This is a genomic window from Embleya hyalina (assembly GCF_003967355.1).
GTDB classification, from domain to species: domain Bacteria; phylum Actinomycetota; class Actinomycetes; order Streptomycetales; family Streptomycetaceae; genus Embleya; species Embleya hyalina.
On the sequence record NZ_BIFH01000047.1, the window covers coordinates 39,503 to 63,799 of the forward strand.

Consider the following 24,297-nt stretch of genomic DNA (forward strand, 5'->3'; position numbering starts at 1 on the left):
GGCTTGCGTCATCATTCGCCCGCGCCGTGTTGTTGCCCGGCGTATCGCTCGTTACTACCGTGGTTGTTGAGTCTTCAAGGGACTACGACGTCACGCCGCGATCCTCGGCCGCGGCCGGACCGTTCAGCGCCGCCCCGCCCCGTCGGCCCCGACCCCGCCCGCCCGGTCGGCACCCGCGCCCGCGCCCGCGCAGCCCGGTACCTCGCCGCGCCCGCACGCGCGCATCCCCCGCACCTCCGCACCTCCGTCTCATCCGTCCCCACCGGTCTCCGGGCCCGTCCTCGCCCGGAGCGCTAGGAGAGTTCGATGACCTCCGTATCCGGCACGCCCACCGTCCCCGCCACGCCCCCCGACCTCCTCGACTACCTGGTGATCGGCGCCGGGCCCGCCGGGCTTCAGATCGCGCAGTTACTCCAGGCCGCCGGGCACGGCTACCGGGTCCTGGAGAGTGGCCGCACCCCGGGCACCTTCTTCCGGACCTTCCCGCGGCACCGCAAACTGATCTCCGTCAACAAGGTGTACAACGGCACCGACGATCCCGAGTTGAACATGCGGATGGACTGGAACTCGCTCCTGTCCCCGGATCCCGAGCTGTTGTTCACCCGCTACAGCAAGCGCTACTTCCCGGACGCCGACGATCTCGTGCGCTATCTGGCCGACTTCGCCGCCGCGTTCGAACTGGACGTCGTCTACGACACCCGAGTCGAGCGGATCGGGCGCCGCGCCGACGGCGGCTTCACCGTGACCGACCAGCGGGGGGTGCGACACCACGCCCGGCGACTGATCGTGGCCACCGGACTGACCCGGCCCAACACCCCCGATATTCCGGGCATCGAGACCGCCGACGACTACTCGGTGGTGTCCGTGGACCCGGAGGACTTCATCGACCAGCGGGTCCTGATTCTCGGCAAGGGCAACTCCGCGCTGGAGACCGCGGACAACCTCCTGGAGACCGCGGCGGTGATCCACGTGGCCGGACCGCACTCCATCCGGCTCGCCTGGAACACCCATTTCGTCGGACACCTGCGCGCGATCAACGTCAACTTCCTCGACACCTACCAACTCAAGCTGCGAAACGCCGTGTTGGACGGCCGCGTGTTGTCCGTGGACAAGGGCGGCGACGCGGGGCGCTACCGGGTGCGGTTCGCGTTCTCGCGCGCCGACGAGGTGGTGAAGGAACTCCACTACGACCGCGTCGTCGTCTGCACGGGCTTTCGCTTCGACGCCTCGATCTTCGACCCGGACTGCCGCCCGGAACTGGTCATCGACGACCGATTCGCCGCCCTGTCCCCGGCATACGAGTCGGTGAACGTGCCCGGCCTGTACTTCGCCGGCACCCTGATGCAGCAGCGCGATTTCAAGAAGTCCACCGGAGGCTTCATCCACGGATTCCGCTACGCCGTCCGCGCCCTGAGTCACATCCTCGACGAGCGCCACCACCAACGGCCCTGGCCGCGACGGTCGTTGCCGGGTACGCCGGTGGCGCTCGCGGATGCCGTGGTGGCCCGGGTCAATCGCAGCTCGGCGCTGTGGCAGCAGTTCGGCGTGATCGGGGACCTGATCGTGGTCGACCACGACGGGCGGGCGCACTACCGCGAGGAGGTGCCGGTCGCCTACGCGCACGAGAGCCGATCGCGCGACGGCGGCGACTACTTCACCATCACCCTCGAGTACGGGCCCGACCACGACAAGGTCGACCCGTTCGACATCACCGTGCGGCGCACCGCGCAGAACTCGGTGGACGGTTCCGTCGACGCCGCCTACCTGCACCCGGTGATCCGGCACTTCCGGGACGGCGAGTTGTCGGCCACGCACAACATGACGGAGAACCTGGAGAACGAGTGGGACCACCCGCGGGTCCACCACGCCCCACTCGTGGCCTTCCTCGCCCGGGAACTGGACCGGCGGCCGAGCCCGGCCGGGCGGTGAGCGGGGTGCGGTTCACCGTGCACGACTTCGAGGAGGCCGCGCGCGCCCGACTGGACCCCGTATACGCCGACTTCATCGCGGGTGGAGCACGCGACGAGATCACCGTATGGGCCAACGAGGCGGCGTTCGCCCGGCTGCGACTGCTGCCCCGGGTGCTGCGCGGCGGTGCCGAACGGGACGTGTGCGTCACCCTGTTCGGCGAACGGGCGAGCCTGCCGATCCTGCTCTCGCCGACCGCCTTCCACAAGCTGGTCGATCCGGAGGGAGAGGCGGCCACCGCGCGGGCCGCGGCCGCCGCCGGGGCGATCATGATCGTCTCCATGGCGTCCACGGTGGCGGTGGGCGAGGTCGCCGACGCGGCCCGCGCCGCCGCCGAGCCCGGCCAGGCGCCGCCGCTGTGGTTCCAGCTCTACCTGCAACCCGACCCGGGCATCACCGAGGCGCTGGTGGGCCGGGCCGAGGAGGCCGGCTGTACCGCCCTGGTGGTCACCGTCGACTCCCCGGTGCTCGGCGCGGGCGAGCGCAATCGGCGCAACGGCTTCCACGACCTGCCGCCGGGGATGCGCTGCGAGAACCTGGTGGATCTGCGGGACGGCGAGCGCGGGCACGTCCGGCAGATCGCCATGTCCCCGGAGTTCACCTGGGAACACGTGGATCGATTACGGCGGTTCACCGATCTGCCGGTCCTGCTCAAGGGTGTGCTGCATCCCGAGGACGCGCGCCTCGCGGTGCGGCACGGCGTCGACGGACTGCTGCTGTCCAACCACGGCGGTCGGCAACTCGACACCGTGCCGGCGACGTTGGAGCTGTTGCCCGAGTTGGTGGCCGCGGTGGCGGGGCGCATCCCGATCGTGCTGGACGGCGGGATCCGGCGGGGTACCGACGTGGTCAAGGCGCTGGCCCTCGGCGCGGTCGCCGTGGGCATCGGCCGACCGGTGATGTGGGCGCTGGCCGAGGGCGGCGAGAAGGGCGTACGACGGCTGCTGCACCTGCTGCGGGACGAACTCGACGACGCGCTGGCCCTGTGCGGCGCCTCCCGACTCGCGGATCTGACGCCCGACCTGGTCCGGGTGCCGGGGTGGGCGTCCGCACCCGGTCCCACCGTGACGCCGGGGGCGGACACCCGATTCGGCGGGGTGGTCGCGTGAGCGCCGTCGGCTGGTCGATCGTCGGCGCGGCCGTGCTCCCGATGGCGGTGCTGCCCTACTGGCTGCCCGGGATCGTGGTCGCGCTGCGCGTGCGCATCTTCGCCCGGGTGGGCGGTGTGGACGGTGTGCGGGCACCCGGACCCGAGGTGCCCGCCGAGGAGTTCAAACGGGTGTACGGGCATCCGGCGGCCGACGGCCGCAGTCGCGGGGCCGCCCTGTCCGACCTGTTCTGGTACTGGCTGGCCCCCGGCCCGGAGGTGCACCAGGAACACCTGGAACCCGGGCCTCGCTACGACGACGTGGCCAGGACCACCCGACGGATCCTGGCGGGTTTCTCCCGGGAGCAGTGGATCGAACTGGTCGGCCGCTGCACGCGCAACGTCCTCGACGAACTGACCGACGGCGAGCCGACCGCGGGCCAGGCGACGCACGACCGCCCCGAGCCGACCGCAGGCGAGGCGACGCCCGGCGGACCGCGCGAACACCCGCGCACCGCACGGACCTTGCACGTACGCCTACGCGACCTGATGATGCCCGTCTGGGCCGAGGTCTACTACGAGGTGGTCTTCCGCGAGCCCTGCCCCCGCCACGTCCGAAACCTGATCACCGACCACGCGAACGACGTGGTCGACTCGATCAAGTGCCTGGGCCTTCGGCACATGGACCGGCGGGCCCGGCTCACCGAACACCTGCGGGCCCGGCTCGCCGACGACCCGCCGCCCGGGCCGCTGCCGGACTCGTTGGACCGGCGGGAGCAGGCGTACTACCTCCAGGGCACCTTCTTCAACACCGCCGTGGTGCAGATGTCGGAGGCGTCGGCCCACCTCCTTCTGGCCCTGGCCACTCACCGCGACACGCAGACCCGCCTCCAGGCGCCCGGCGCGGATCCGGACCACCTGGACCGGATCGTCGACGAGACGCTGCTGCACTTCCCGCTCTTCGGCGTGGCGCACCGGATCACCTCGGGAGAGATCCCCCGGGAGGGCCGCGAGCCGATCCCGACCGGCTCGGTGCTGCTGTTCAACTACCCCGAGTATCAGGGCTCCCGGGGCCTCGCCTTCGACCCCGACCGGTGGTTGGACCCGGACACCCGGCCCGCCGGATACATCCCGTTCGGTGTCACCGCCAACCGTCCGTGCCCGGCCCGCGGCTTCGCCCTGCTCACCCTGCGGGTCGCGGCCGAGGAGACGCTGCGCCGCTTTCGGCTCGACTCCTCGGCGCAACACACCCGTTCCCTGCCCAACCGAGGCCCCTGCCTGCTCATCCCGCGCACCGATCCGGACGCCCCGCCGCCGCGCCGGCCCCGGGTCCGGCTCGCGGTGATGCGCCTCACGGACCGATGGGCCGCCGTCCCGCGCAGCCTCACCCAACTCGTGTTCGGCGCCTACATGGTCCGTGACGCCCGCCGCCGGGGTTTGTGCCGCGCCTACTTCGGCACCTCGTCCGCCGGTCCCGCGTCCGCCGGTCCCGCACCCTCCGTTCCCGCCGGCCGATGAGAGGGGCGAGACGATGACTCCGTCGGAACTCGCGCCCGTGTTCTTCCTGGCCGTCGTGGTGATCCTGCTGACGTGTCGGCTGGTCGTTTTCGTGGTGGGCCGATTCGGGCAGCCTCCCGTGGTCGGCGAGATGATCGCCGGAGTGCTGCTCGGCCCGTCCCTGTTCGGGCTGGTCGCCCCGGGCGCGTCCGCCGAGGTATTCCCGCCGGAACTGAAGCCGGTGTTGTACGTGGCCGGGCAGATCGGCCTGGTCGCGCTGATGTTCGCCACCGGGTACGAATTCCGGGCGCACGCCGGGCGCGGACTGGCCGGCACCGCGGTCGCGGTCTCCGCCGCCGGGGTGGTGATCCCGCTGGTCCTGGGCATGGGGCTGACCCTGGCGGCGTACGGGCACGTGGGCATCTTCGTCGACGGGGTGTCGGTCTGGGTCACCGCGGGGTTCGTCGGCGTCGCCCTCGCGATCACCGCGTTTCCGATGCTCGCCCGGATCATCACCGAACGCGGCCTGTCCGGAACCCGGTTCGGCTCCCTCGCGCTGGCCTCCGGGGCCACCGACGACGCCCTCGCCTGGATCATGCTGGCGGGGGTGCTGGGCGGGGCGTCCGGCGAGGTGCGACCGGTCGTCAAGACGGTCGGCGGCTCCGTGCTGTTCGTCGTGGTGCTGTTCCTGCTGGGGCGCCTGCTGCTCCGGTGGATCGTGGAGCGTCCGGGTCTCGGCGACGACACCCGGCTCATGCTCGTCCTCGTGGTGCTGTTCTGCGCCGCGTGGTTCACCGACACGATCGACCTCTTCGCGGTGTTCGGCGCGTTCTGCGTCGGGATGGCCATGCCGCGCGGAGAGAACTCGGAGCGGCTGGTGCGGTCCACCCAGTCCGTGACCCAGGTGGTGTTCGTACCGATGTTCTTCACCTACTCCGGACTGAACACCCGATTCGACGTGTTCGCCGACCCGTCGGTGATGGTGTTCGGGGCGACGGCGGTGATCGTCGCGGTGGTCGGCAAGTTCGGTGGTTGCTGGGCCGCCGCCCGGCTGCGTGGGGAGCCCCGGCCGGTGGCCGCCCGGGTCGGCGTACTGATGAACGCCCGGGGGCTGATGCAGCTGATCGCGCTGAACATCGGCCTCGCGGCGGGCATCGTCGGCGACGAACTGTTCGCCGCGCTGGTCCTGGTCGCCCTGGTCACCACGATCATGACGGTTCCGCTCCTGAGCGTGCTCGATCGTCGCGAGGCCGGCGCGCGGGCGCACGCGCGGGCGACCAGGGAGGAGGAGGCGGTGACGTCGGGCTGAGCGGCCGGCGTGCTCGGCTCCGGTGACGCGCGACTTCGCGCGAGGGCGGGAGAGTTCGGGGCGCGGCCCGGCGAGAGCGCCGGGCCGTGCCCTGTGCGGGTGGTGCGGGTGGTGCGGATGGTGCCGGTTGCGTCGGCGGCGCCCGTGTCGTCGCGTGGGGACGGCCTTGCCGGGGCGGAGGGCGGTGACCCTTGCGATGAGTGCGCGCGCGAGCGGTGATCGCAAGGATCAGCGTTTTGCGATGCTTCGGGTGCCGGGCGCAGCGCCGGTGCGGCGGCCGAGGAAGTGCACGACGGCCGCGCCAAGTCCGGCGAGGCCGCCGGCGGCCTTCGGTCTGCGGCCGAATCCGGCGAGGCGGCTGGTGCGATCGGGCGGGGCCGGGGGTTCGGCCCGTTCGCTCCGGTTGACGCGCGTAACGCTCCGGTCGGGCGTGCCGGTCGGATCGGCGCCCGGGGAGGCGGGCGGTCGGGGCGGTGCGGCGGGGGCCGCCGGCGAGCGGGCCGAGGTGTCGAGCGTGGGTGTACCGAGGGTTTCCGTGCCGCCCGGGACGGTGCTCTCCCGGATCGCGGTCAACCAGGCCGCGCGTTCGGCCAACGCCCGTGCGCGCAGCTCCAGCAGGAGTCCGTGCGGAAGCTCGAACAGGCGCTCGTAGGCGACCAGGAGCGGTTCCCCGGGCATGCGCCGGGCCTTCTCGAAGTCGGCGAACGCACTGTGCGAGCTGTATCCGAGACGTCGGGCGAGGACCCGGAGGGAGAGGCCGCGCTCCAGACGCAGACGGTACAGGGTCAGCCCCAACTCCCGGTGGCACGAGCCGACCGGCCGGGGCACGGGGGTGCCGGGAGTCGCCGACGCCACGTCGGGACCGCCGTCGCCGGCCGGGGAATCCGATGCGCGCGCCCGGAGTTCGGCGCCCGTCGAATCCTCGGGTCGCGGCGCGGCGGTCATCTCGCGGTTCCTTCACAACGGGGTAAGTGCGACATCTGGTGGTTCCTCCTTGAGGGAAGGTGGTGCCTCCGGTGCGCTTGACGACCCGTCCCGTCGAGCCGTGGTGGTCGTCGAACCGTTCTCGTCGAGTGGTTCGGGCCGAATCGGGCCCGGCCCGAACCGGGCCGGGTACGTCGCGCCTGCCTCCCGTGGCGCGGCGCGCGGAGATCGGAGGGGTGGATCACCGCACACGACGTGCTGAACCTCGACGTGGGAAAACGTGGTGCCCGGGAGGGGGATCGGGTCGCCACAGAGCATATCCAGCGGCGATCGCGGGCACTCCGGCTCGCACATAACGGCGAGTCCGGGCGCGCCGGCCGGATCGTCGCCGGTGCCCGACGGGCCGGATGGCCGACGCGGGCGGGTTTCGGGCCTGTACCCGATCTGTACCCAATATGTTCGCGGACGCGGAAATCCCGGCCGGAGCGGCCGTATGACGGTCCGTCGGGTGCGCCGAGGAGGCGGTGGCGGGTGCCCGCCCCGCCCCTCGGCGACGGGTCGGTCAGACCGTGATCGGTGCGGGCGTACGGGAGTCGGGAGCGGCGCGCAGTCGGTCGGCGATGTCGCGGGCGTGGCGGATCGTGTCGGCCCGGGCTTCGACGAGGACTCGGTGGGCGAGCGGACGCAGGTCCGCCAGCGCGGGATTGACGTCGGCGGCGGTGAGTTCGGCCGTGGCGTCGACGACGTCGAGCCCCCAGACGTCGCCGAGGATGCGATTCAGGTACGGCGTGGCGTGGTCCCAGCCCGCGCGCGGGGTGCCGGGAGCGTAGCCGCCGCCCCGGGCCTGGACGAGCAGGGCCGGGCGGCCGGGCACGATCGGGCGGGAGACGTCGGCGGCGCGATGGTCGGTGATGACCAGGTCGATCCAGGTCTTGACCTGCTGGGGGACGCCGAAGTTGTACATCGGTACGGCGAGGAGGAAGGCGTCGGCGGACAGGAACTCGTCGGCCAGCTCCGTGCCGAGCGCCGTCGCCGCGCGCTGCTCCCGGGTACGGGCGTCCTCCGGCGTCGTCCGGCTCGCCTCGGCGATCGGCCAGACCGGGGGCAGGGGATGACGACCCAGATCGCGCCGGACGAACTCGGCGTCCGGGAACGTCCGGGTCCACTCGGCCTCGGCGAGGTCGGCGAGGGATCGGCTGATCGAGCCTTCGACGCGGATGGCGGCGTCGAGACGGAAGAACTTCACGGGGGGCTCCTGGGCTGGGGTGTCGGGGTGGTGTCGGGCCGGGTCGGGGCGTGCGGGAGCGCGCCGGGGCGGCCCGGCGTGGGGCGGGGATCTCGGGTTCTCGGGCTCGGGCCGCGCCGTGCCACGCGGGGCACGGGTGCCGCGAGGGGTCGGTGGGTCGGCGGTAAACTCGGCTGTTGTCTCCTCCATCGATCGGCATCGTGCGGAAGCGGCTCTTCTCCCCTCTGACCGATGCCTGATCGGAAAGGTGACCATGAACGGAACCGAGGCCCTGGCCGAGCGCTTCGAGGCGCATCGTGAGCACCTGCGCACGGTCGCCTATCGCATGCTCGGCTCGCTGGACGACGCCGACGACGCCGTGCAGGCGGCCTGGTTGCGGGTCGACCGGGCGGGAATCGACGGCGTCGAGAACCTGGGCGGGTGGCTGACCACGGTCACCGCGCGGGTGTGTCTCGACATGTTGCGGATCCGCCGGACCCGGAGCGAGGAACCGCTGGCGGCGGCGCCGGAGGCGGTCCTGGAGCGGCCGGGTGGCCCCGAACCCGAGCAGGAGGCGGTGCTGGCCGAGTCCGTGGGTCTGGCCATGCTGGTCGTGCTCGGCAGGCTGACCCCCGCCGAGCGGGTCGCCTTCGTCCTGCACGACATGTTCGCCGTGCCGTTCGCCGAGATCGCGCCGGTGGTGGGACGCACGCCGGTGGCGAGCAAGAAGCTGGCCAGCCGGGCCCGCGAGCGGGTACGCGGGCGGGCCGCGCTCGACGAGGTCGACCTGGCCCGGCACTACACCGTGGTGGACGCGTTCCTGGCCGCTTCGCGCGGTGGCGATCTGGACACGCTGGTCGAGTTGCTGGCGCCGGACGTGGTGCGCCGCGTCGACCGGTTCGCGGTACCGACCGGGGTGGCCGGCGAGGTCCGGGGCGCGCGGTCGGTGGCCGAGGAGACCCGGATGTTCGCCCACCGGGCCCGGCTGGGCGCGGTCGCCCTCGTGGACGGGCGGCCCGGCATCGTGATCGCGCCGGGTGGACGACTGTTCGCGGTACTGCGGCTGAGCTTCGCGGACGGGCGGATCACCGACATCGAGGTGATCGCGGACCCGACGCGCCTGGCCGAGATGCCGCTGGGCGCGGGGGCACACGACGGCAGGCCGCTGGGCGGCTGAGGCAGGCCCGGCGGCTCCCGCCGGGGTCGCGCCGCCCGGCACCGCGCCTCGCCGCACCGGGGGAACCACGATGCGGGGGCGCGGGGGCGCACGGCGGTGGGCCGCTGGGCGGCTGAGGCGGGTTCGGCGGCTCCCGGCGGGGTCGCGTCGTCCGGCACCGCGCCTCGCCGCACCGGGGAACCACGATGCGGCTGCTTCTTCGGCACGCCGAGGAACGGCATGGGACGGCGTGACTCGATTCGCCGAGGTTTGCCGGGCAGGCCTTGGCCGTCGTACCCGAGTGGCATGGCATGGGACGGCGTGACTCGATTCGCCGAGGTTCGCCGGGCAGGCCTTGGCCGTCGCGTCCGGGTGGCGCGGCATCGGACGGTGCGACTCGATTCACGGAGGTCGGCCGGGCAGGCCTTGGCCGTCGCGTCCGGGTGGCGCGGCATCGGACGGGGCGACTCGATTCACGGAGGTCGGCCGGGCAGGCCTTGGCCGCCGCGTCCGGGTGGCGCGGCATCGGACGGGGCGACTCGATTCGCCGAGGTCGGCCGGACAGCTTGGCCGCCGCGCCCGGGTGGCACGGCATCGGACTGTGCGACCCGATCCGCCGAGGTCCGCCGGACCGGCCCTGGCCGCCGTATCCGAGGTATCGAGGACTCGGCCGGACGCGAGCGCGCCACGTGGTGCCGACGGGCCGGACGTCGACGCGTCGGGTGCTTTGGTGCCAACGCGTCCGACGGGTCGGTCGTCATCGGCAGTGGGCGTTCGTCGGCCGACGCGCGGCGATCCGGGCTGCGGGCCGACCGGTCGCGGCGGTGGTGGTCACCCATCCGCGTCCGGACCATGTGGCCGGCGTCGGCGTGCCGCACGAGGTGTTCCCGTGCATGCCCGGGTGCTCGTCCCGGGCCGGCGCGGACCGGATGGGTGCGGATGTGCCGGCCTGCCACCCGCCCGCCCGGAGTCTGCCCGGATCCGATCACGCGCCGCGGCTCGCCCCTCCCGATCACCCGTCCGCGCCGGGGCCCGGCCTCGCCGGACCTGCCCCGCGCGGCCTCGGCACCGGTGGCGGACGGCCTTCCGATCGCCTCCGCGCCGGGCCTCGCCCGCGGTCAGTGATCGGCCGGAGACAGCCCCGCCCGGCCCCGCGGGCGGCGTCATCCGTCCGGCCGAGCCCGATGGGCGGGGTGGTCGGGGCGGGCATACCGTGTTGCGTGGGTCACAGGAGTGCGGGGTGGTGTGTAAGTCGGGTTGTGAGCTGACGAGGCGTCAAGAGGCATGGTTTCAGGGGGAGATGGAATCTGACGGACCGTCAAGTCATATATGACGATGCGTCAGATCCCTTTGTTTCAAAGGTAGTTGATCGCATCACGAGTCGTGGCTCCGGGGCGAACGGGGTTAGTGTCGGTCGGGTTGCCACGCTCGAGAAGCGACCCGGTCGGCCAGGGGCCGGGCCCGCGACACCTCCCCGGGGAGCCGATCGCAGGCCTTGACGGGGACCAGGGATGAGGACCTCATGGCCATAGCGCTACCGCTGCGCGCCACCGACGATCCGTTCGGTACCGCGCCCACGTCGACCCCCGCCGTCTACTCCGGACGGCCCGCGTCGACGCCCCGCACGCTCGTGGACGTCCTGGACGCCACCGTCCGTGCCCACCCCAACGAACCCGCCCTCGACGACGGCCGCCGTACGCTCACGTATCGTGCCCTGGCCGCCGAGGTGGAGGGACTGCGCCGGCGGCTCGCCGAGGCCGGCATCGGGGTCGGCGACCGGGTCGGCGTCCGGGTGCCCTCCGGCAGCAACGACCTGTACATCTGCATCCTCGCCGTGCTGGCCGCCGGCGCCGCCTACGTCCCGGTCGACGCCGAGGACCCCGACGAGCGCGCCGACCTGGTGTTCGGCGAGGCGGGCGTGGCCGCCGTACTCGGCGCCGAGCGCGACCTGCGCGTCACCCGCGTGGGTGACCCGCGCCCGCCCGCCCGCCCCACCCCCGCCGACGACGCCTGGATCATCTTCACCTCCGGCTCCACCGGCAAGCCCAAGGGCGTCGCGGTCACCCACCGCAACGCCGCCGCCTTCGTGGACGCCGAGGCCGGCCTCTTCCTCCAGGAGGAGCCGATCGGCCCCGGCGACCGGGTGATGGCGGGCCTGTCGGTCGCCTTCGACGCCTCCTGCGAGGAGATGTGGCTGGCCTGGCGCTACGGCGCCTGCCTGGTCACCGTGCCCCGCTCGCGGGTGCGCTCCGGCGCCGACCTCGGACCCTGGCTGGCCGAGCAGGAGATCACCGTGGTCTCCACCGTGCCGACGCTCGCCGCACTGTGGCCGACCGAGGCGCTGCTGGACGTACGCCTGCTGATCTTCGGCGGCGAGGCCTGCCCGCCGGAGCTGGTGGAGCGGGTGGTCGCCGAGGGTCGCGAGGTGTGGAACACCTACGGCCCGACCGAGGCCACCGTGGTCGCCTGCGGCGCGCCGCTCACCGGCGAGGGCCCGGTCCGCATCGGCCTGCCCCTCGACGGCTGGGAGCTGGCCGTGGTCGACGCCGAGGGCCGCCCCGTCGCGATGGGCGAGACCGGCGAGCTGGTGATCGGCGGCGTCGGCCTGGCCCGCTACCTCGACCCGGCCAAGGACGCGGAGAAGTACGCCCCGCTGGAATCGATGGGCTGGAAGCGCGCCTACCGCAGCGGCGACGTGGTCCGCGCCGACGCCGAGGGCCTGGTCTTCGTCGGCCGCGGCGACGAACAGATCAAACTCGGCGGCCGACGCATCGAACTGGGCGAGATCGACGCGGCGCTCCAGGCGCTGCCCGGCGTGGTGGGCGCCGCCGCGGCCGTCCGCACCGTCAAGGGCGGCAACCAGCTCCTGGTCGGCTACCTGGTCACCGGCGACGGCTGGGACCGCGAGGACGCGGTCGCCCGGCTGCGCGCCGAACTGCCCGCCGCCCTCGTACCCCGCCTCGCCCCGGTCGCCGACCTGCCCACCCGCACCTCCGGCAAGGTGGACCGCGACGCGCTGCCCTGGCCGCTCGCCGACACCGAGGACACCGGCCCCACCGAACAGCTGTACGGCACCGAGGCCTGGCTCGCCGAGCAGTGGACCGACGTGCTCGGCATCGCCCCCGACACCGCGCAGGACGACTTCTTCGCGATCGGCGGGAACAGCCTGGCCGCGGCCAGGCTCACCACGCTGCTGCGCGAGCGATATCCGGCGGCCGCGGTCGCGGACATCTACCAGCAACCCACGCTGCGCAAACTCGCCCGCCGACTGGAGCGCTCGGCGCAGGACGCGGGCGCGATCCGCAAGGTGGCGCCCACGCCGACCCGGGCCCGGGTGGCCCAGCTGCTCCTGCTCGTCCCGCTGTACACGCTGATCGGCCTGCGCTGGACGGTCGGCCTGCTCGCGCTCGGCAACGTCGCCGCCTGGTTCGGCCACTACCCGTGGGCGCCCACCGCGTCCTGGTGGTGGGTCGCGGCCGGCTGGGTCGTGTTGTTCAGCCCGCCCGGCCGGGTGGCCATCTCCGCCGGCGGCGCCCGACTGCTGCTGCGCGGGCTGCGCCCGGGGACGTATCCGCGCGGCGGCGGTGTACACCTTCGGCTGTGGGCGGCCGAGCAGCTGGCCGACGCGAGCGGGGCGACCTCGCTGTCCGGGGCCTGGCTGCTGCGCTACGCCCGCGCGCTCGGCGCCAAGGTCGGCCGCGACGTCGACCTGCACACGCTGCCGCCGGTCACCGGCCTGCTCAAGCTCGGCCGGGGCTGCGCGGTGGAGGCCGAGGTGGACCTGTCCGGCCACTGGCTGGACGGCGACCGCCTGGAGATCGGCGCGATCAAGGTCGGCGCCGGCGCGATCGTGGGCACCCGCAGCACGCTCTTCCCGGGCGCGCGGATCGGCCGCTCGGCCGAGGTGGCGGCGGGCTCCGCGGTCACCGGCAACGTGCCGCCGAGTCGGCGCTGGGGCGGGGTGCCGGCGATACGGCTCGGCAAGGTGGACCGGAGCCGGTTCGGCGACCGGCCGCCGCGTCGGGCGTACTGGTCGGTGCTGTACGGGGTCGGCGGGCTGCTGCCGACGCTGCTCCCGGTCCTGGCCGCGCTGCCCGCGCTGGCCGTCCTCGGCGCGTTCGTGCACCCCGGCGACGGGCTCGGTACCGCGCTCGGCGGCGCGCTGCTCGCGCTGGTGCCGGCGGTGGCCGCGTTCGCCGCGGTGTACGCGCTGTCGATCGTGCTCCTGGTCCGGCTGCTCAGCGTGGGCCTGCGTCCCGGCTACCACCCGTTGCACGGCCGGATCGGCTGGCAGGCGTGGACCGTCACCCAGTTGATGGACCTGGCCCGGGAGAAGTTGTTCCCGATCTACGCGAGCCTGTTCACGCCGGTGTGGTTGCGGGCGCTCGGGATGAAGGTGGGCAAGGGCGTCGAGGCGTCCACCGTGCTGGCGCTGCCGAGCCTGACCACGGTCGGTGACGGCGCGTTCCTGGCCGACGACACCCTGATCGCCTCGTACGAACTCGGCGGCGGGTGGATCCGGATCGGCGCGGCGACGATCGGCGAGCGGGCCTTCCTGGGCAACTCCGGGATGACCGCCCCCGGCCGTTCGGTGCCCGCGCGCGGCCTGGTCGGCGTGTTGTCGGCGACGCCGAAGAAGACCAAGAAGGGCGGCTCGTACCTGGGCATGCCGCCGATGCGCCTGCCGCGCTCGGCCGACGTCGCCGACCAGGGGCTGACCTACGACCCGCCGGCCCGGCTGCGCTGGGCGCGCGGCCTGGTCGAGGTGTGCCGGGCGATCCCGGTGTTGTGCTCGGCGGCGCTGGCGCTGCTCACGCTGACCGCGCTGGCCTGGCTCGGCACGTACTCGCTCGTCCTGGCCGCGCTGCTCTCCGGCCTGGTCCTGCTCGCCTGCGGGGTGGCGGCGTGCGTGGTGTCGATCGCGGCCAAGTGGCTCCTGGTCGGGCGTTTCCGCCCCGTCGAGCACCCGCTGTGGAGCGGCTTCGTGTGGCGCAACGAGTTGGCCGACACCTTCGTCGAGGTGCTGGCGGTGCCGTGGCTGGTCGGCCGGGTGTCCGGGACGTCCGTGCTCAACCTGTGGCTGCGCGGCCTGGGCGCGCACATCGGGCGCGGCGTGTGGTGCGAGAGCTACTGGCTGCCCGAGGCGGACCTGGTCACCCTGGAGGACGCGGTGAGTGTGGGGCGCGGCTGCGTACTCCAGACGCATCTCTTCCACGACCGGATCATGCGCATGGATACTGTGATCCTTCGCGAGGGCGCCACGCTCGGCCCGCGCGGGATCGTACTGCCCGGCAGCACGATCGGGGCACGCAGCACGCTGGGCCCCGCCTCGCTGGTGATGCGGGGCGAGACCGTTCCGGAGGACACCGGCTGGCTGGGCAATCCGATCGAGGCCTGGCGACGGTAATGCGTTTCGAGACGGCGTCGCGCGGCGCGGCTCGTCCCGCGACGGTGGGCGCGACGGGGACGGAGCACGAATCGGTGATCGACCAGGGGCCGCGCTCGGGTGCCGGCGAGGCGTACTTCGCCACACACGGCGACCCGCGCTATCGCGTACACCGCTACGAGTTGACCCTGGACTACCGCCCGGGCCCCAACCGCCTGGCCGGCGGCGCCCGGATCGGCGCGGTGGCCGGGGAGCACGCGCTCGCCGAGATCGTGCTCGACCTGGCCGAGTTCCGCATCGGTCGAGTGCTCGTGGACGGCCGGCAGGCGCGCTACACGCACCGCGCGGGCAAGTTGCGGGTGCGCCCCGGCACAGCGATCCGGGCCCGGGCGGCGTTCACCGTCGAGGTGCACTACGTCGGCAATCCCAAGCCGGTACGCAGCCCCTGGGGCGGGGTCGGCTGGGAGGAGTTGACCGACGGCTCGCTCGTGGCCGGTCAGCCGATCGGCGCGCCGTCCTGGTACCCGTGCAACGACCGGGTCGACGACAAGGCGGCCTACCAGATCTCGGTCACCGCGCCGTCGATGTACACCGTGGTGGTCGGCGGCCGGCTGCTCACCCGCAGCAGCCGGGGCGGGAACTCCACCTGGGTCTACGAGCAGCCCGCGCCCACCGCGAGCTACCTGGTCACCGTCTCGATCGGGCGCTACGAGACCGTGCCGCTCCCGGGGACGGGCGTACCGCAGGTCGCGCACGTGCCGGGGCGGCTGGTGTCCCGGTTCCGGTCGGACTTCGGCCGCCAGCCGCAGATGATGACGCTGTTCGAGGAACTGTTCGGGCCGTACCCGTTCGGCGAGTACACCGTGGTGGTCACCGACGACGACCTCGACATCCCGATCGAGGCCCAGGGGATGGCCACCTTCGGGGCCAATCACGTGGACGGCGCGCGCGGGGCCGAACGGCTGGTCGCGCACGAGTTGGCGCACCAGTGGTTCGGCAACAGCGTCGGTCTGGCCGAGTGGCGGCACATCTGGCTGAACGAGGGCTTCGCGCGCTACGCGGAGTGGTTGTGGTCCGAGCGCTCGGGCGGGCGTACCGCCGCCGTGCAGGCCGCGATCGAGCACACCGACCTGAGCGGGCGGCCGCAGGACCTGCTGCTCGGGTCGCCGCGCCCGAAGCTGATCTTCGACGACCGGATCTACGGGCGGGGCGCGCTGACCGTGCACGCGGTGCGGTGTGCGCTGGGCGACGTGGCGTTCTTCGCGATGTTGCGGGAGTGGGCCACGGCACACCGACACGGGCTGGTCACCACCGACGACTTCATCGCGCACGCGGGGCGGTACGCCTCCCGGCCGCTGGACACGTTGTTCGAGGCGTGGTTGGACCGCGAGGCGCTGCCGCCGCTGCCGGTCGGGCAGGTCGTTTCCGCGCCGCCGTCCGCGCCGGCCGCACCCGCCGCGCCGCCGCAGCGACGGGGGCGGTTGGGGTGGCCCTGGACGTCGGGGCAGGGCGGATCCTCCGGCTGAACCGGAGGGCGGCGATGTGGGGGCGGGGCGATCCGGCATACGGTGCGGGGAGGCCGGCGTCGACGAGAGGAATGCCGTGATGAGCCAGGACGAGACCGCGAACCCCGCTTCCGCGCCCCGAGGTTGTGCGGTGGTGACCGGCGCCAGCAGCGGGATCGGCGCCGCGACCGCCGTGCATCTGGCGAGTCTGGGCTACGACGTCGTGCTGGGCGCGCGGCGCAAGGACCGGTTGGAGGAGGTGGTCGCGCGCTGCGCCGGAAGGGGCCGGGGGCTGCCGCTGGACGTGGCCGATCCGGACTCGGTCGCCGCGTTCGCCGCCGAGGTGGAGCGTTGTGACGTGCTGGTCAACAACGCGGGCTTCGCGCGCGGTACGGAGTCGGTCGCGGAGGCCGACGAGGCGGCGTGGACGGCGATGTACGAGACGAATGTGCTCGGGACGTTGCGGGTGACGAAGGCGTTTTTGCCGCTGCTGCTCGCCTCGGGCGACGGTCAGGTGATCACGATCGGCTCGGTGGCGGGGCGGGAGCCGTACGAGGGCGGCGCGGGGTACAACGCGGCCAAGCACGCGGTGACGGCGATGACGCGGGTGTTGCGCCTGGAACTGCGCGGGCAGCCGGTGCGGGTGTGCCAGATCGATCCGGGCATGGTCGAGACCGAGTTCACGCTGAACCGGCTCGGCGGGGACGCCGAGGGCGCGTCGGCGGTGTACGCGGGGATGACGCCGCTCGTTGCCCAGGACATCGCGGAATGTGTCGGGTGGGTGGCGACACGACCGCCGCACGTGAACATCGACACGATGACGGTGCTGGCCCGGGACCAGACGTCGGCACGCGTGGTGCACCGGCGAGCCTGAACACGGGCGGCCGGCGTGTGCCGTCACGCCATCACCCCCGCCGCGCGCGCGGCCACGGCCCAGTCGTGGGCGGGCCGCGTGCGGGCGTCGCTTCGCGCCGGTTTCCGGGTCGCGCCCGCCTCGGTCGCGCCCGCTTCGGCGTACCGTCGGCGCCGCTCGGCGAGTTCGCCCGGCGTCATCAGGTACGGCGGGACCACCGTCGCCGAGTCCTGCACCGGCGGATCGTCGCCGGCGGGACCGGGCGGCACGAAGTCCCGCCACCCACCTCGGCGAACCGCCGGCTTCGGCGCGCAGGGCCGCCCCGGCCGCAGGGCCCGCCCGCCCCGGCCCTCGTGCGGGTCGCGGGACGCGGGGCCGAGCAGCCGCAACACCCAAGCGAGCACCCGGGTAAGGGAATTCGTCACGCTGTCGGCCTCGGACATCAGGGCAGCCGCGAGGTTGCGAGCGGCGACGTGCCGGGTGCCGGATAGCGGCAGCCCGGCGAGCACGTGCACGGGGGGTTGGCGTCGACGGGTTCGTCGCCGAACGGCCACGGCAACGAACTCCCGTAGAGCGTAGGTGGTTTGACCAGCCGCGTACCGTTTTCGTCGACCCTGTACACCGCCAAAGTCATGCCATTGCGCATTGTTTCCGCCTTGCGTGATGTGTGAAGTGATCACCAGAATGACCCCCCGCCGGCTACGTTTGGTAGTGATTCCGTCGCACAGGCGGAGCCGAGCACATCGGGAGGCAAGCACCGTGTCGGACGACCAGCCAACGACATCGAACGCGCAAACGGTGTACGGCCGTCACCTGCGACAACGGCGAAACGCCGCGAACCTGAGCGCCGACGACCTCGGCGCGATCGGGCACTGCTCAGGTTCGCTTGTGTACCAAATCGAGCGTGGCGAACGACGCCCCGCGTGGTCCTTCACTCGGGCGGTCGACACTCGCTTCGGCGGGGACGGACTGCTGTGCGATCTGCACGACCTGATCGACAACGAGAACCCGATCCACCCGAAGTGGTTCGGCGATCTGCTGCGAGCCGAGCCGCGTGCAACTCGCATCCGCCTCTTCGAGCCCCAGGCACTACCCGGATTGCTGCAAACCGAGTCCTACGCCCGTGCGTTGATCAGCGGCATGCGTCCCGTGAACGCGTCGGTCGATGAACTGGTCGCCGGGCGAATGGCGCGTCAACGATTGTTGTTTCGTCAGGTTCCGCCGCAAATGTGGGCGCTTATCGACGAACCGGTGCTACTTCGACTCGCGAAGATGGACCCGGCCGTCGTCAAGGAACAGTTGGAGCACCTGATCGGCGTCGCGGAGCATTCGCACATCGTGCTTCAGGTGTTGCCCATCACTGCCACTGTGCACGCCGCCATGAACGGAAGCTTCCTACTGATGACGTTGCCCGAAGGCGAAGTTGGGTACATCGAGTCGGTAACCACCGGCCAATTGATCTCGGAAGCAAGTGGAGTCAGTGAAGTCGAACGACGTTACGATCTGGCCAAAGCCGACGCTTTGTCCCCTGGTCGGACAGTGAATCACTTGCGCAAACTCCTGGAGAATCCTGATGAGCACTGCATTTGACTCGGCCGTCGCGCCTTGGCGCAAGTCGAGCTTCAGTGGCAACAGCGGCAACTGCCTTGAAGTTGCCCCCGGTTTCGCGGGCGTGCCGGTTCGGGACTCGAAGGACCCGAGTGCTGGTCACCTCGTTGTTTCCCCGGGCTCCTGGTCGGCGCTGTTGTCGACGCTGCGTGCGGTCTGACCGTGCTCGACACGAAGACCCGCAGGCGCTCGACCGGACTTCCGGTCGAGCGCCTTGCATGTGCGGTCGATGGGCTCGGGGGTCGAATTCCCATGCGGCCGGGGCACTTGCCCGCCTCACGCGGGGATCGGTTCCGCCTCGGCGTACGGGCTGAGCATGGTGTCGAAGTAGACCTCCGGGGCCTCCTCCAGGTAGGTCGACAGGTTCTCCATGAAGGCGCGCAGCGAGGGCATCGTGTTGTGCCGGTCCAGGTCCTCCCGGGAGCGCCAGACCTCGTAGAGGAAGAAGCGGCCGTCCTCGTGCTCGTGGAGGTGGTACTGCAGGTTGCCGGGCTCCTGCCGGGTGGGTTCCACGAAAGAGGTGAGGACGCGCCGGACTTCGTCCGCGTACTCCGGCTTGGGGCGCAGGAAACCGTAGAGGGCCAGGGGGCGAGCCGTGTTCGTCATGACCCCACGCTAAGATCTCACATCGATGTGAGATTCAAGGGGATGTGAGGAGCGGCACATGAAGATCGGTGAACTCGCCGCCATCACGGGCACCCCGGTCCGGATGCTGCGCTACTACGAGGAGCAGGGCCTCCTGGAGCCCGACCGCCTCGACAGCGGCCACCGCCGCTACGGCGACGGCGCCCCCGCCGTGGTCCGCCGCATTCGCGCGCTGCTGGACGCCGGCCTGCCGACCCGCGTCATCCGCGACCTACAGCCGTGCATCCGCCAAGACGGCACGATCGCCGAATGCACGCTGGACACCCTCCAGGAACACCTCGAAGGTCTGGACAACCGGATCTCCGCGCTCTCGGAAACCCGCACCTCCCTTGCCGGCCTCATCTCCGCCACCCGCACCCGCGAACGGATCCTCGCCTAAGGGTTGTCTCGCGACTCGATCGGCGTATTCGCGTTGGTACGGGCGTGGGGGTCGTCTCGGCGGCGGACCGCGAACCGGCGCCGGTGTTCACGGGGTTGACGCCGCCGCAGGCCCGGCGAGCCGGAAGCAGAACGAATCCTTCCGATTCCGCAAGCGGTCGGCCCATCCGCGAGACGACGCTGTCCACAATGCGCTCCGGGGTTGGCGGTGGCGGCGGGCGCGACCCGAGACTTGGCGGAAAACCCCCAGGTGGAAGGAGACTCCCTTGCGGACCATCACCAAGCGCATTGCCCAGGCCGGTGCGGCCGTCGCCATGGCACTCACCACGGCCGTCACCATGACCGGCCAGGCCAATGCCACCGAAACCCTGTACGCCGAAGCGTGGACCGGCACCGGCACCAGCGGCAAGCTGGTCGCCCAGGGTTTCTACAGCCCCATCACCAACAACGGCTACATCTCGGACAGATACGCCGACGGTTACGGCGTCTACATCCAGTTCCAGGAGGACATCTACGGCGTCTGGGCCAACACCCGTACGTACGTCAACAACAAGGGCGCCGGGCAGAAGGTGTCCTTCACCTACACGCCCTACTACAGGGACGGCGACGTCTTGCGGATGCGGGTGTGCCGGAACAGCGCCACCGGGCCGTGCTCGTCCTGGAAGTACGGCGTCGCCTGATCCATCGTCCGCCCCGGCGGGCCCGGACCGCGACAACGGTCCGGGCCCGTCGGGGCGACCGGCGGCGTGCCGGGCGTCGGGGGCGCGGGTCCGCTCACACGCGCCGGGGCCCGACGCCCTCCCCGCCGAGCGTGTCGTCCGGGTTCAGCAGGGCGCATGCCCTCATCGACAGACATCCGCAGCCGATGCACCCGGTGAGTTCGGCTTCGAGGCGTTCGATGGTCTGCCGACGCTCCTCCAGTCGCCGCTTCCAGCCGCGCGAGGCGCGCTGCCACTCCCGGTGGCTGGGCGGACGGTCGAGGGGTACATCGGCGAACGCTTCCCGGAGGTCCTGCAACGGGATGCCGATCCGCTTCGCCACCGAGATCAACGCGACTCGCCGAAGCATGTGGCGCGGGTAGCGGCGCTGGTTGCGATCGTCGCGTTCGGACGCGATCAGGCCGAGTTCCTCGTAGAACCGCAGAGCGGAGACGGCCGCCCCGGTCCGGGCGCTCACCTCTCCGATGGTCAGCCAGTCGTCCGGGCGGGCCCGAACCTCACCGGAACGGTAACTCGTCATGGGCGGCCTCCTGTTGACCTCGACATTACTTGAGGTCATACGGTCGGCCGCGTCGGAGCGGTACGAACGACCCGGAAAGGACGGCAGTTCGATGACGTATGTGATCGCTTTGCCCTGTGTGGACGTCACCGACAAGGCATGCATCGACGAATGCCCCCTCGATTGCATCTACGAGGGCGAGCGCATGCTCTACATCCAACCGAACGAGTGCACCGACTGCGGCGCCTGCGAGCCGGTATGCCCCGTCGAAGCGATCTACTTCGAGGACGACACGCCGCAGGAGTGGCGGCACTTCAACGACGTGAACGCCGAGTTCTTCGCCACCCTCGGCGACCCCGGCGGCAGCACGAAGGTCGGCCCTACCGGCCGGGACCACCCATTCGTGGCCGAACTCCCGCTCCAGGACACCGTCACCGCCCTCCCGGGCCACTCGGCTTGACCCGGTCGGCCATTCAGGCCGGTTCCGACGACGTCGAGATGGCGTCCATCAGGACTTCGTCCACTCGACTGCCGGCCCACAGCGCACTGCGGCGGCGGGGGCCGCGAGTCCTCGGCCGCGGCCTTCCTCGCCCAGGCCGATGAAGAACTCGGCCGCGGCAATGGGGTGTTCGATGGACGAGGTCGCGGTGCCGATCGGAAGGCGGAGTGCTTCACGTTCCTCCGGCTCGAAGCGACCGTTGCCGCGCATGACCATCGGGTCGTTCGTCCAGCGCAGGTATGTGTCCAACAGATCGTGGCGCCTGGGCCCGATGGCCAGGGATTCGGTGGCGCGCTCGAACTCGGGGTGGGTCAAGCCGATGGGATCGCCTCCCGGGGATACGCAGAACAGGGGTGTAGGCGGTGGTCTCCACCGGCTCCTCGACGTGATGCCCGGTCTCGGTCTGCTCCATCCACGCGTGGAGTCGGACCGGGTCGGGCGCGATCCCTTGACACCATGTGGCGCCGTGTCCGTGGAACGCAAGGAGCAGGAGCGCGGCGGTGGTCTGTTCGAGGCAGGCCGCACGGGTGGGGCACCATCGGGCGACGCGGTGGACGAGGTGGGTGTCCGCCGGGAACCGGGTGACGCGGGGCCGCCGTTCACGCCGGACGCGAATTGCGGGCAGAGCATTTCGACACCCCCGAACGGCGCGGCCGACTGCACACCCACATGGCACGCGCCTGGTGGCTCCGGGGCAAGCCGGACCAAACCATCGAAGCCTTGAACGCGGCGCTACGCGAGGAGCCCGCTGAGGTTCGAAACAGGCCTTCCATGCGAAAGCCGACGAGTGAGCTCGTGCGGCGCCAGCCCCGTGCGGTCGGCATCCGGTGGGAGTCAGCCGAGGCCGCCGTTGGTGTGGAGGGTTTGGGCGGTCAGCCAGCGGGCTTCGGGGCCGGCCAGGAAGGCGATCACGTCGGCGATGTCGGTGGGGAGGCCGAGGCGGCGTAGGGGGGTTTGGGCGGGGACGGCGGCCAGGACCTCCGGGGGATTCGACGCGTTGAGGAGGTCGGTGTCGGTGGCGCCCGGGGCGACCGTGTTGACGGTGATGCCTCGTGGGCCGAGTTCGTGGGCGGCGACCTTGGTGAGTTGTTCCAGGGCGCCCTTGCTCGCCGCGTAGGCCGCGATGCCGGGGGCCGGGCGGATGGTGTTGAGGGTGGAGACGTTGATGATTCGGCCGCCGTCTCGCATGTGGCGGGCCGCGTAGCGGATGGTCAGGAACGGGGCTTTGGTGTTGACGGACAGCACACGGTCGAAATCCCGTTCGGTCAGCTCGGCGATCGGGATCGAGGCGGTGCCCGTCGCGGCGTTGTTGACCAGGATGTCGAGGCCGCCCAGGTGCTCGTCGGCCGTCGCCATGAAGCTCTCGGCCGCGCCCGGCTCGCCCAGATCGACCCGTACCGCCCGGGCCCGGCCGCCCGCCGCCTCGACCGCCGCGACCACCGCCTCGGCGGCGGTCTCCTCGCGGGCGTAGCCGAACACCACATCCGCGCCGTCCCGGGCCAGCCGCTCCACCACCGCTCGCCCGATCCCGCGCGAGCCTCCCGTGACCACCGCCGCCCTGCCCTTCAGTGCCGACATGGCATACCTCCGATCGGTTCGATCGCCCGTTTCGGTCGGAGCCTGCGCCGCCCGAGGGGCGCGGAAACTCGGCCGCGCAGGACGGCCGGGGACGGCACGTGCGGAATCAGCAGGCTCGGGCGGCCCGTTCCGTCGGCGCGCGGTCCGGATGTCGCCGCGCAGATCACCCGGGAGGCCGTACACCCGTTCGCCAAAGCCGACGTCGCGTTTCGCTGGACCATGAACCTGTTCTGATCCACAGTCGTAGCGAACGGATTGCAACGAGCCGATTACCCAATCCATTCACCGCGCACCGGTCGAACCGTGCCGGTCGCAGCGCAACGCGGCACCGCCGGGCGGGCCGGCGCGGTGTTCGAGGCAGTCCCCTCGGGCGCCGGGCCGGCTCGCGCGGTCGCTTCGTGATCGATGTCGCGCCCCGTTCCAGTCGCCCCCCGGAACCACGTCTCACCCTGGAGGAACACCATGGTCGACAGGCACCGTGCGGCACTCCGAGCGCCATCTCGCACCCGGGCACACGAGCGGGTCGAAATCCTGCTCCCGGGCGGAGGCATCGATACCCCGTGACCCTCCAACAGTTGCGCTACCTCATCGCCGTCGCCGAGCACGGCAGTCTGACCGGCGCCGCGCAGGAACTGTTCATCGTGCAGCCCGCGCTCTCCCGGTCGTTGCAGAGCCTCGAACGCGAGTTGAACGTGGTCCTGTTCGCCCGGGTCGGCCGAGGTCTCGTGCCCACGGCGGCCGGGATCCAGGTGATCAACCTCGCGCGCAAGGTGCTGCGCGGAGTGCAGGCGATCAAGGACCTCGTGCACGTCGAGGAGCCGACGCACAGCGGCACGGTGCACCTCGCCGCCACCGCCACGCTCGCGATCGAGTGCACGAGCTGTCTGCTGCCCGGACTGGCCAAGCGGTACCCGGAGTTGCACATCGTGGTGGACCGACAGGACAGTCGGGAGGCGCTGTTCGCGTCGCTGCGCTCGGGGGCGACCGACATCGCGATGGTGGACCTGCCCGCGCCCGGCGGCTTCGAGGTGTTGCCGCTGCGCTCCTACGAGGTGGTGCTGGTCTCGCCGAAACACACCCGGCTGCCGGACCCGGTCTCCTGGACGGACCTGGAGGAGTTGCCGATGATCCTGCCCTCCCGGCGCAGCGCGCGGCGGGCCGACTTCGAGATGTTGTTCGCCACCGCCGGGGTGCGGCCGACGGTGGCGATGGAGACCGACGACCGGGGGGCCTGGATCCCGTGCGTGGTGGCCGGGCACGGCTCGGTGCTCTGGTACGCCGACCTGGCCCAGCCGTTCGCGTCGAGTGTGGCCGTGCGATCGATGAGCCCGAGGCTGATCCGCACGGTCGGCATGGTGCGCGGGCGCGGTCCGATCAGCCGCGAGGTGCGCACGCTGCTCGACTACTCCCGGCGTCAGGGGGTGCAGGAGATCGAGTACGTGTGAGCCCCCGCCCGGATCG

At 71.9% G+C, this 24,297-nt stretch carries 21 protein-coding genes and 1 pseudogene; 14 read left to right on the plus strand and 8 right to left on the minus strand.

Annotation, left to right across the window (positions count from 1 at the left end; genetic code table 11):
• The first annotated feature begins 306 nt into the window (after positions 1–306).
• From EMA17_RS44375 to EMA17_RS44390, 4 genes are read left to right on the plus strand one after another with little or no spacing between them, the layout of a single operon-like run.
• Entirely contained in the window at positions 307–1,929 is a 1,623-nt protein-coding gene (locus tag EMA17_RS44375; protein WP_126642902.1) for an NAD(P)-binding domain-containing protein, read from the plus strand.
• Positions 1,930–1,934: 5 nt separating this feature from the next.
• Positions 1,935–3,077, plus strand: a complete 1,143-nt coding sequence (locus tag EMA17_RS44380) for an alpha-hydroxy acid oxidase (protein WP_126642903.1) — start codon at positions 1,935–1,937, stop codon at positions 3,075–3,077.
• Positions 3,074–4,573 carry a cytochrome P450 gene (locus EMA17_RS44385; protein WP_126642904.1) on the plus strand — a complete coding sequence of 500 codons (1,500 nt, stop codon included), beginning with the start codon at positions 3,074–3,076 and terminating at the stop codon, positions 4,571–4,573. Before EMA17_RS44380 ends, EMA17_RS44385 begins: the two co-directional genes overlap by 4 nt.
• 13 nt (positions 4,574–4,586) lie before the next feature.
• Positions 4,587–5,861 carry a cation:proton antiporter gene (locus tag EMA17_RS44390; RefSeq protein ID WP_126642905.1) on the plus strand — a complete coding sequence of 425 codons (1,275 nt, stop codon included), beginning with the start codon at positions 4,587–4,589 and terminating at the stop codon, positions 5,859–5,861.
• Positions 5,862–6,089: 228 nt separating this feature from the next.
• Here the strand turns inward: EMA17_RS44390 and EMA17_RS44395 are convergent, their stop codons facing one another.
• Together EMA17_RS44395 and EMA17_RS44400 are read right to left on the minus strand one after the other, a co-directional pair.
• A complete protein-coding gene (locus tag EMA17_RS44395) occupies positions 6,090–6,806 on the minus strand; it encodes a helix-turn-helix domain-containing protein (RefSeq protein ID WP_126642906.1) in 717 nt (238 codons plus the stop codon).
• Positions 6,807–7,347: 541 nt separating this feature from the next.
• Positions 7,348–8,031 carry an FMN-dependent NADH-azoreductase gene (locus tag EMA17_RS44400; protein ID WP_126642907.1) on the minus strand — a complete coding sequence of 228 codons (684 nt, stop codon included), beginning with the start codon at positions 8,029–8,031 and terminating at the stop codon, positions 7,348–7,350.
• A 253-nt stretch (positions 8,032–8,284) separates the two neighbouring features.
• Here EMA17_RS44400 and EMA17_RS44405 point away from each other — a divergent pair, with 253 nt between their 5' ends.
• From EMA17_RS44405 to EMA17_RS44420, 4 genes are all read left to right on the plus strand, one after another.
• Complete coding sequence (locus EMA17_RS44405; protein ID WP_126642908.1) at positions 8,285–9,187, plus strand: sigma-70 family RNA polymerase sigma factor; 903 nt, start codon at positions 8,285–8,287, stop codon at positions 9,185–9,187.
• 1,501 nt (positions 9,188–10,688) lie between these two features.
• On the plus strand, positions 10,689–14,573 hold the full coding sequence (locus EMA17_RS44410; protein ID WP_126642909.1) for a Pls/PosA family non-ribosomal peptide synthetase: 3,885 nt from the start codon (positions 10,689–10,691) through the stop codon (positions 14,571–14,573).
• Positions 14,573–16,078, plus strand: a complete 1,506-nt coding sequence (locus EMA17_RS44415) for a M1 family metallopeptidase (RefSeq protein WP_126642910.1) — start codon at positions 14,573–14,575, stop codon at positions 16,076–16,078. Before EMA17_RS44410 ends, EMA17_RS44415 begins: the two co-directional genes overlap by 1 nt.
• A gap of 79 nt (positions 16,079–16,157) precedes the next feature.
• Positions 16,158–16,931, plus strand: coding sequence for an SDR family NAD(P)-dependent oxidoreductase (locus tag EMA17_RS44420; protein WP_126642911.1), 774 nt, complete (start codon positions 16,158–16,160; stop codon positions 16,929–16,931).
• 23 nt (positions 16,932–16,954) lie between these two features.
• Here the strand turns inward: EMA17_RS44420 and EMA17_RS44425 are convergent, their stop codons facing one another.
• Positions 16,955–17,335 (minus strand): hypothetical protein, encoded by a 381-nt coding sequence (locus EMA17_RS44425; RefSeq protein ID WP_126642912.1) that lies wholly within the window; start codon positions 17,333–17,335, stop codon positions 16,955–16,957.
• 334 nt (positions 17,336–17,669) lie between these two features.
• Here EMA17_RS44425 and EMA17_RS44430 point away from each other — a divergent pair, with 334 nt between their 5' ends.
• Positions 17,670–18,500: a helix-turn-helix domain-containing protein gene (locus EMA17_RS44430; RefSeq protein ID WP_160161788.1), complete on the plus strand. Its 831-nt coding sequence runs from the start codon at positions 17,670–17,672 to the stop codon at positions 18,498–18,500.
• Entirely contained in the window at positions 18,484–18,678 is a 195-nt protein-coding gene (locus EMA17_RS44435; protein ID WP_126642914.1) for a DUF397 domain-containing protein, read from the plus strand. Before EMA17_RS44430 ends, EMA17_RS44435 begins: the two co-directional genes overlap by 17 nt.
• Positions 18,679–18,794: 116 nt before the next feature.
• On the opposite strand, the gene EMA17_RS44440 is transcribed toward EMA17_RS44435, so the two are convergent.
• Complete coding sequence (locus tag EMA17_RS44440; protein WP_126642915.1) at positions 18,795–19,124, minus strand: putative quinol monooxygenase; 330 nt, start codon at positions 19,122–19,124, stop codon at positions 18,795–18,797.
• A 58-nt stretch (positions 19,125–19,182) separates the two neighbouring features.
• On the opposite strand from EMA17_RS44440, the gene EMA17_RS44445 reads away from it, so the two are divergent.
• Positions 19,183–19,542: a MerR family transcriptional regulator gene (locus tag EMA17_RS44445; RefSeq protein WP_126642916.1), complete on the plus strand. Its 360-nt coding sequence runs from the start codon at positions 19,183–19,185 to the stop codon at positions 19,540–19,542.
• 265 nt (positions 19,543–19,807) lie between these two features.
• Positions 19,808–20,221 carry a hypothetical protein gene (locus EMA17_RS44450; protein WP_126642917.1) on the plus strand — a complete coding sequence of 138 codons (414 nt, stop codon included), beginning with the start codon at positions 19,808–19,810 and terminating at the stop codon, positions 20,219–20,221.
• 94 nt (positions 20,222–20,315) lie between these two features.
• Here the strand turns inward: EMA17_RS44450 and soxR are convergent, their stop codons facing one another.
• A complete protein-coding gene (soxR, locus tag EMA17_RS44455; RefSeq protein ID WP_126642918.1) occupies positions 20,316–20,780 on the minus strand; it encodes a redox-sensitive transcriptional activator SoxR in 465 nt (154 codons plus the stop codon).
• Positions 20,781–20,871: 91 nt separating this feature from the next.
• Here soxR and fdxA point away from each other — a divergent pair, with 91 nt between their 5' ends.
• Positions 20,872–21,219 (plus strand): ferredoxin, encoded by a 348-nt coding sequence (gene fdxA / locus EMA17_RS44460; protein ID WP_126642919.1) that lies wholly within the window; start codon positions 20,872–20,874, stop codon positions 21,217–21,219.
• Between the two features lie 48 nt (positions 21,220–21,267).
• On the opposite strand, the gene EMA17_RS54885 is transcribed toward fdxA, so the two are convergent.
• From EMA17_RS54885 to EMA17_RS44470, 3 genes and pseudogenes are all read right to left on the minus strand, one after another.
• Positions 21,268–21,573 (minus strand): hypothetical protein, encoded by a 306-nt coding sequence (locus EMA17_RS54885; RefSeq protein WP_246127291.1) that lies wholly within the window; start codon positions 21,571–21,573, stop codon positions 21,268–21,270.
• 85 nt (positions 21,574–21,658) lie between these two features.
• Positions 21,659–21,934, minus strand: a pseudogene (locus tag EMA17_RS56225) (lasso peptide biosynthesis B2 protein); the annotation flags it as partial.
• Between the two features lie 158 nt (positions 21,935–22,092).
• Positions 22,093–22,836 carry an SDR family NAD(P)-dependent oxidoreductase gene (locus EMA17_RS44470; RefSeq protein ID WP_126642920.1) on the minus strand — a complete coding sequence of 248 codons (744 nt, stop codon included), beginning with the start codon at positions 22,834–22,836 and terminating at the stop codon, positions 22,093–22,095.
• A gap of 560 nt (positions 22,837–23,396) precedes the next feature.
• Between EMA17_RS44470 and EMA17_RS44475 the strand changes: the two genes are divergently transcribed.
• Positions 23,397–24,281 (plus strand): LysR family transcriptional regulator, encoded by an 885-nt coding sequence (locus tag EMA17_RS44475; protein ID WP_160161790.1) that lies wholly within the window; start codon positions 23,397–23,399, stop codon positions 24,279–24,281.
• The last annotated feature ends 16 nt before the right edge of the window (positions 24,282–24,297 follow it).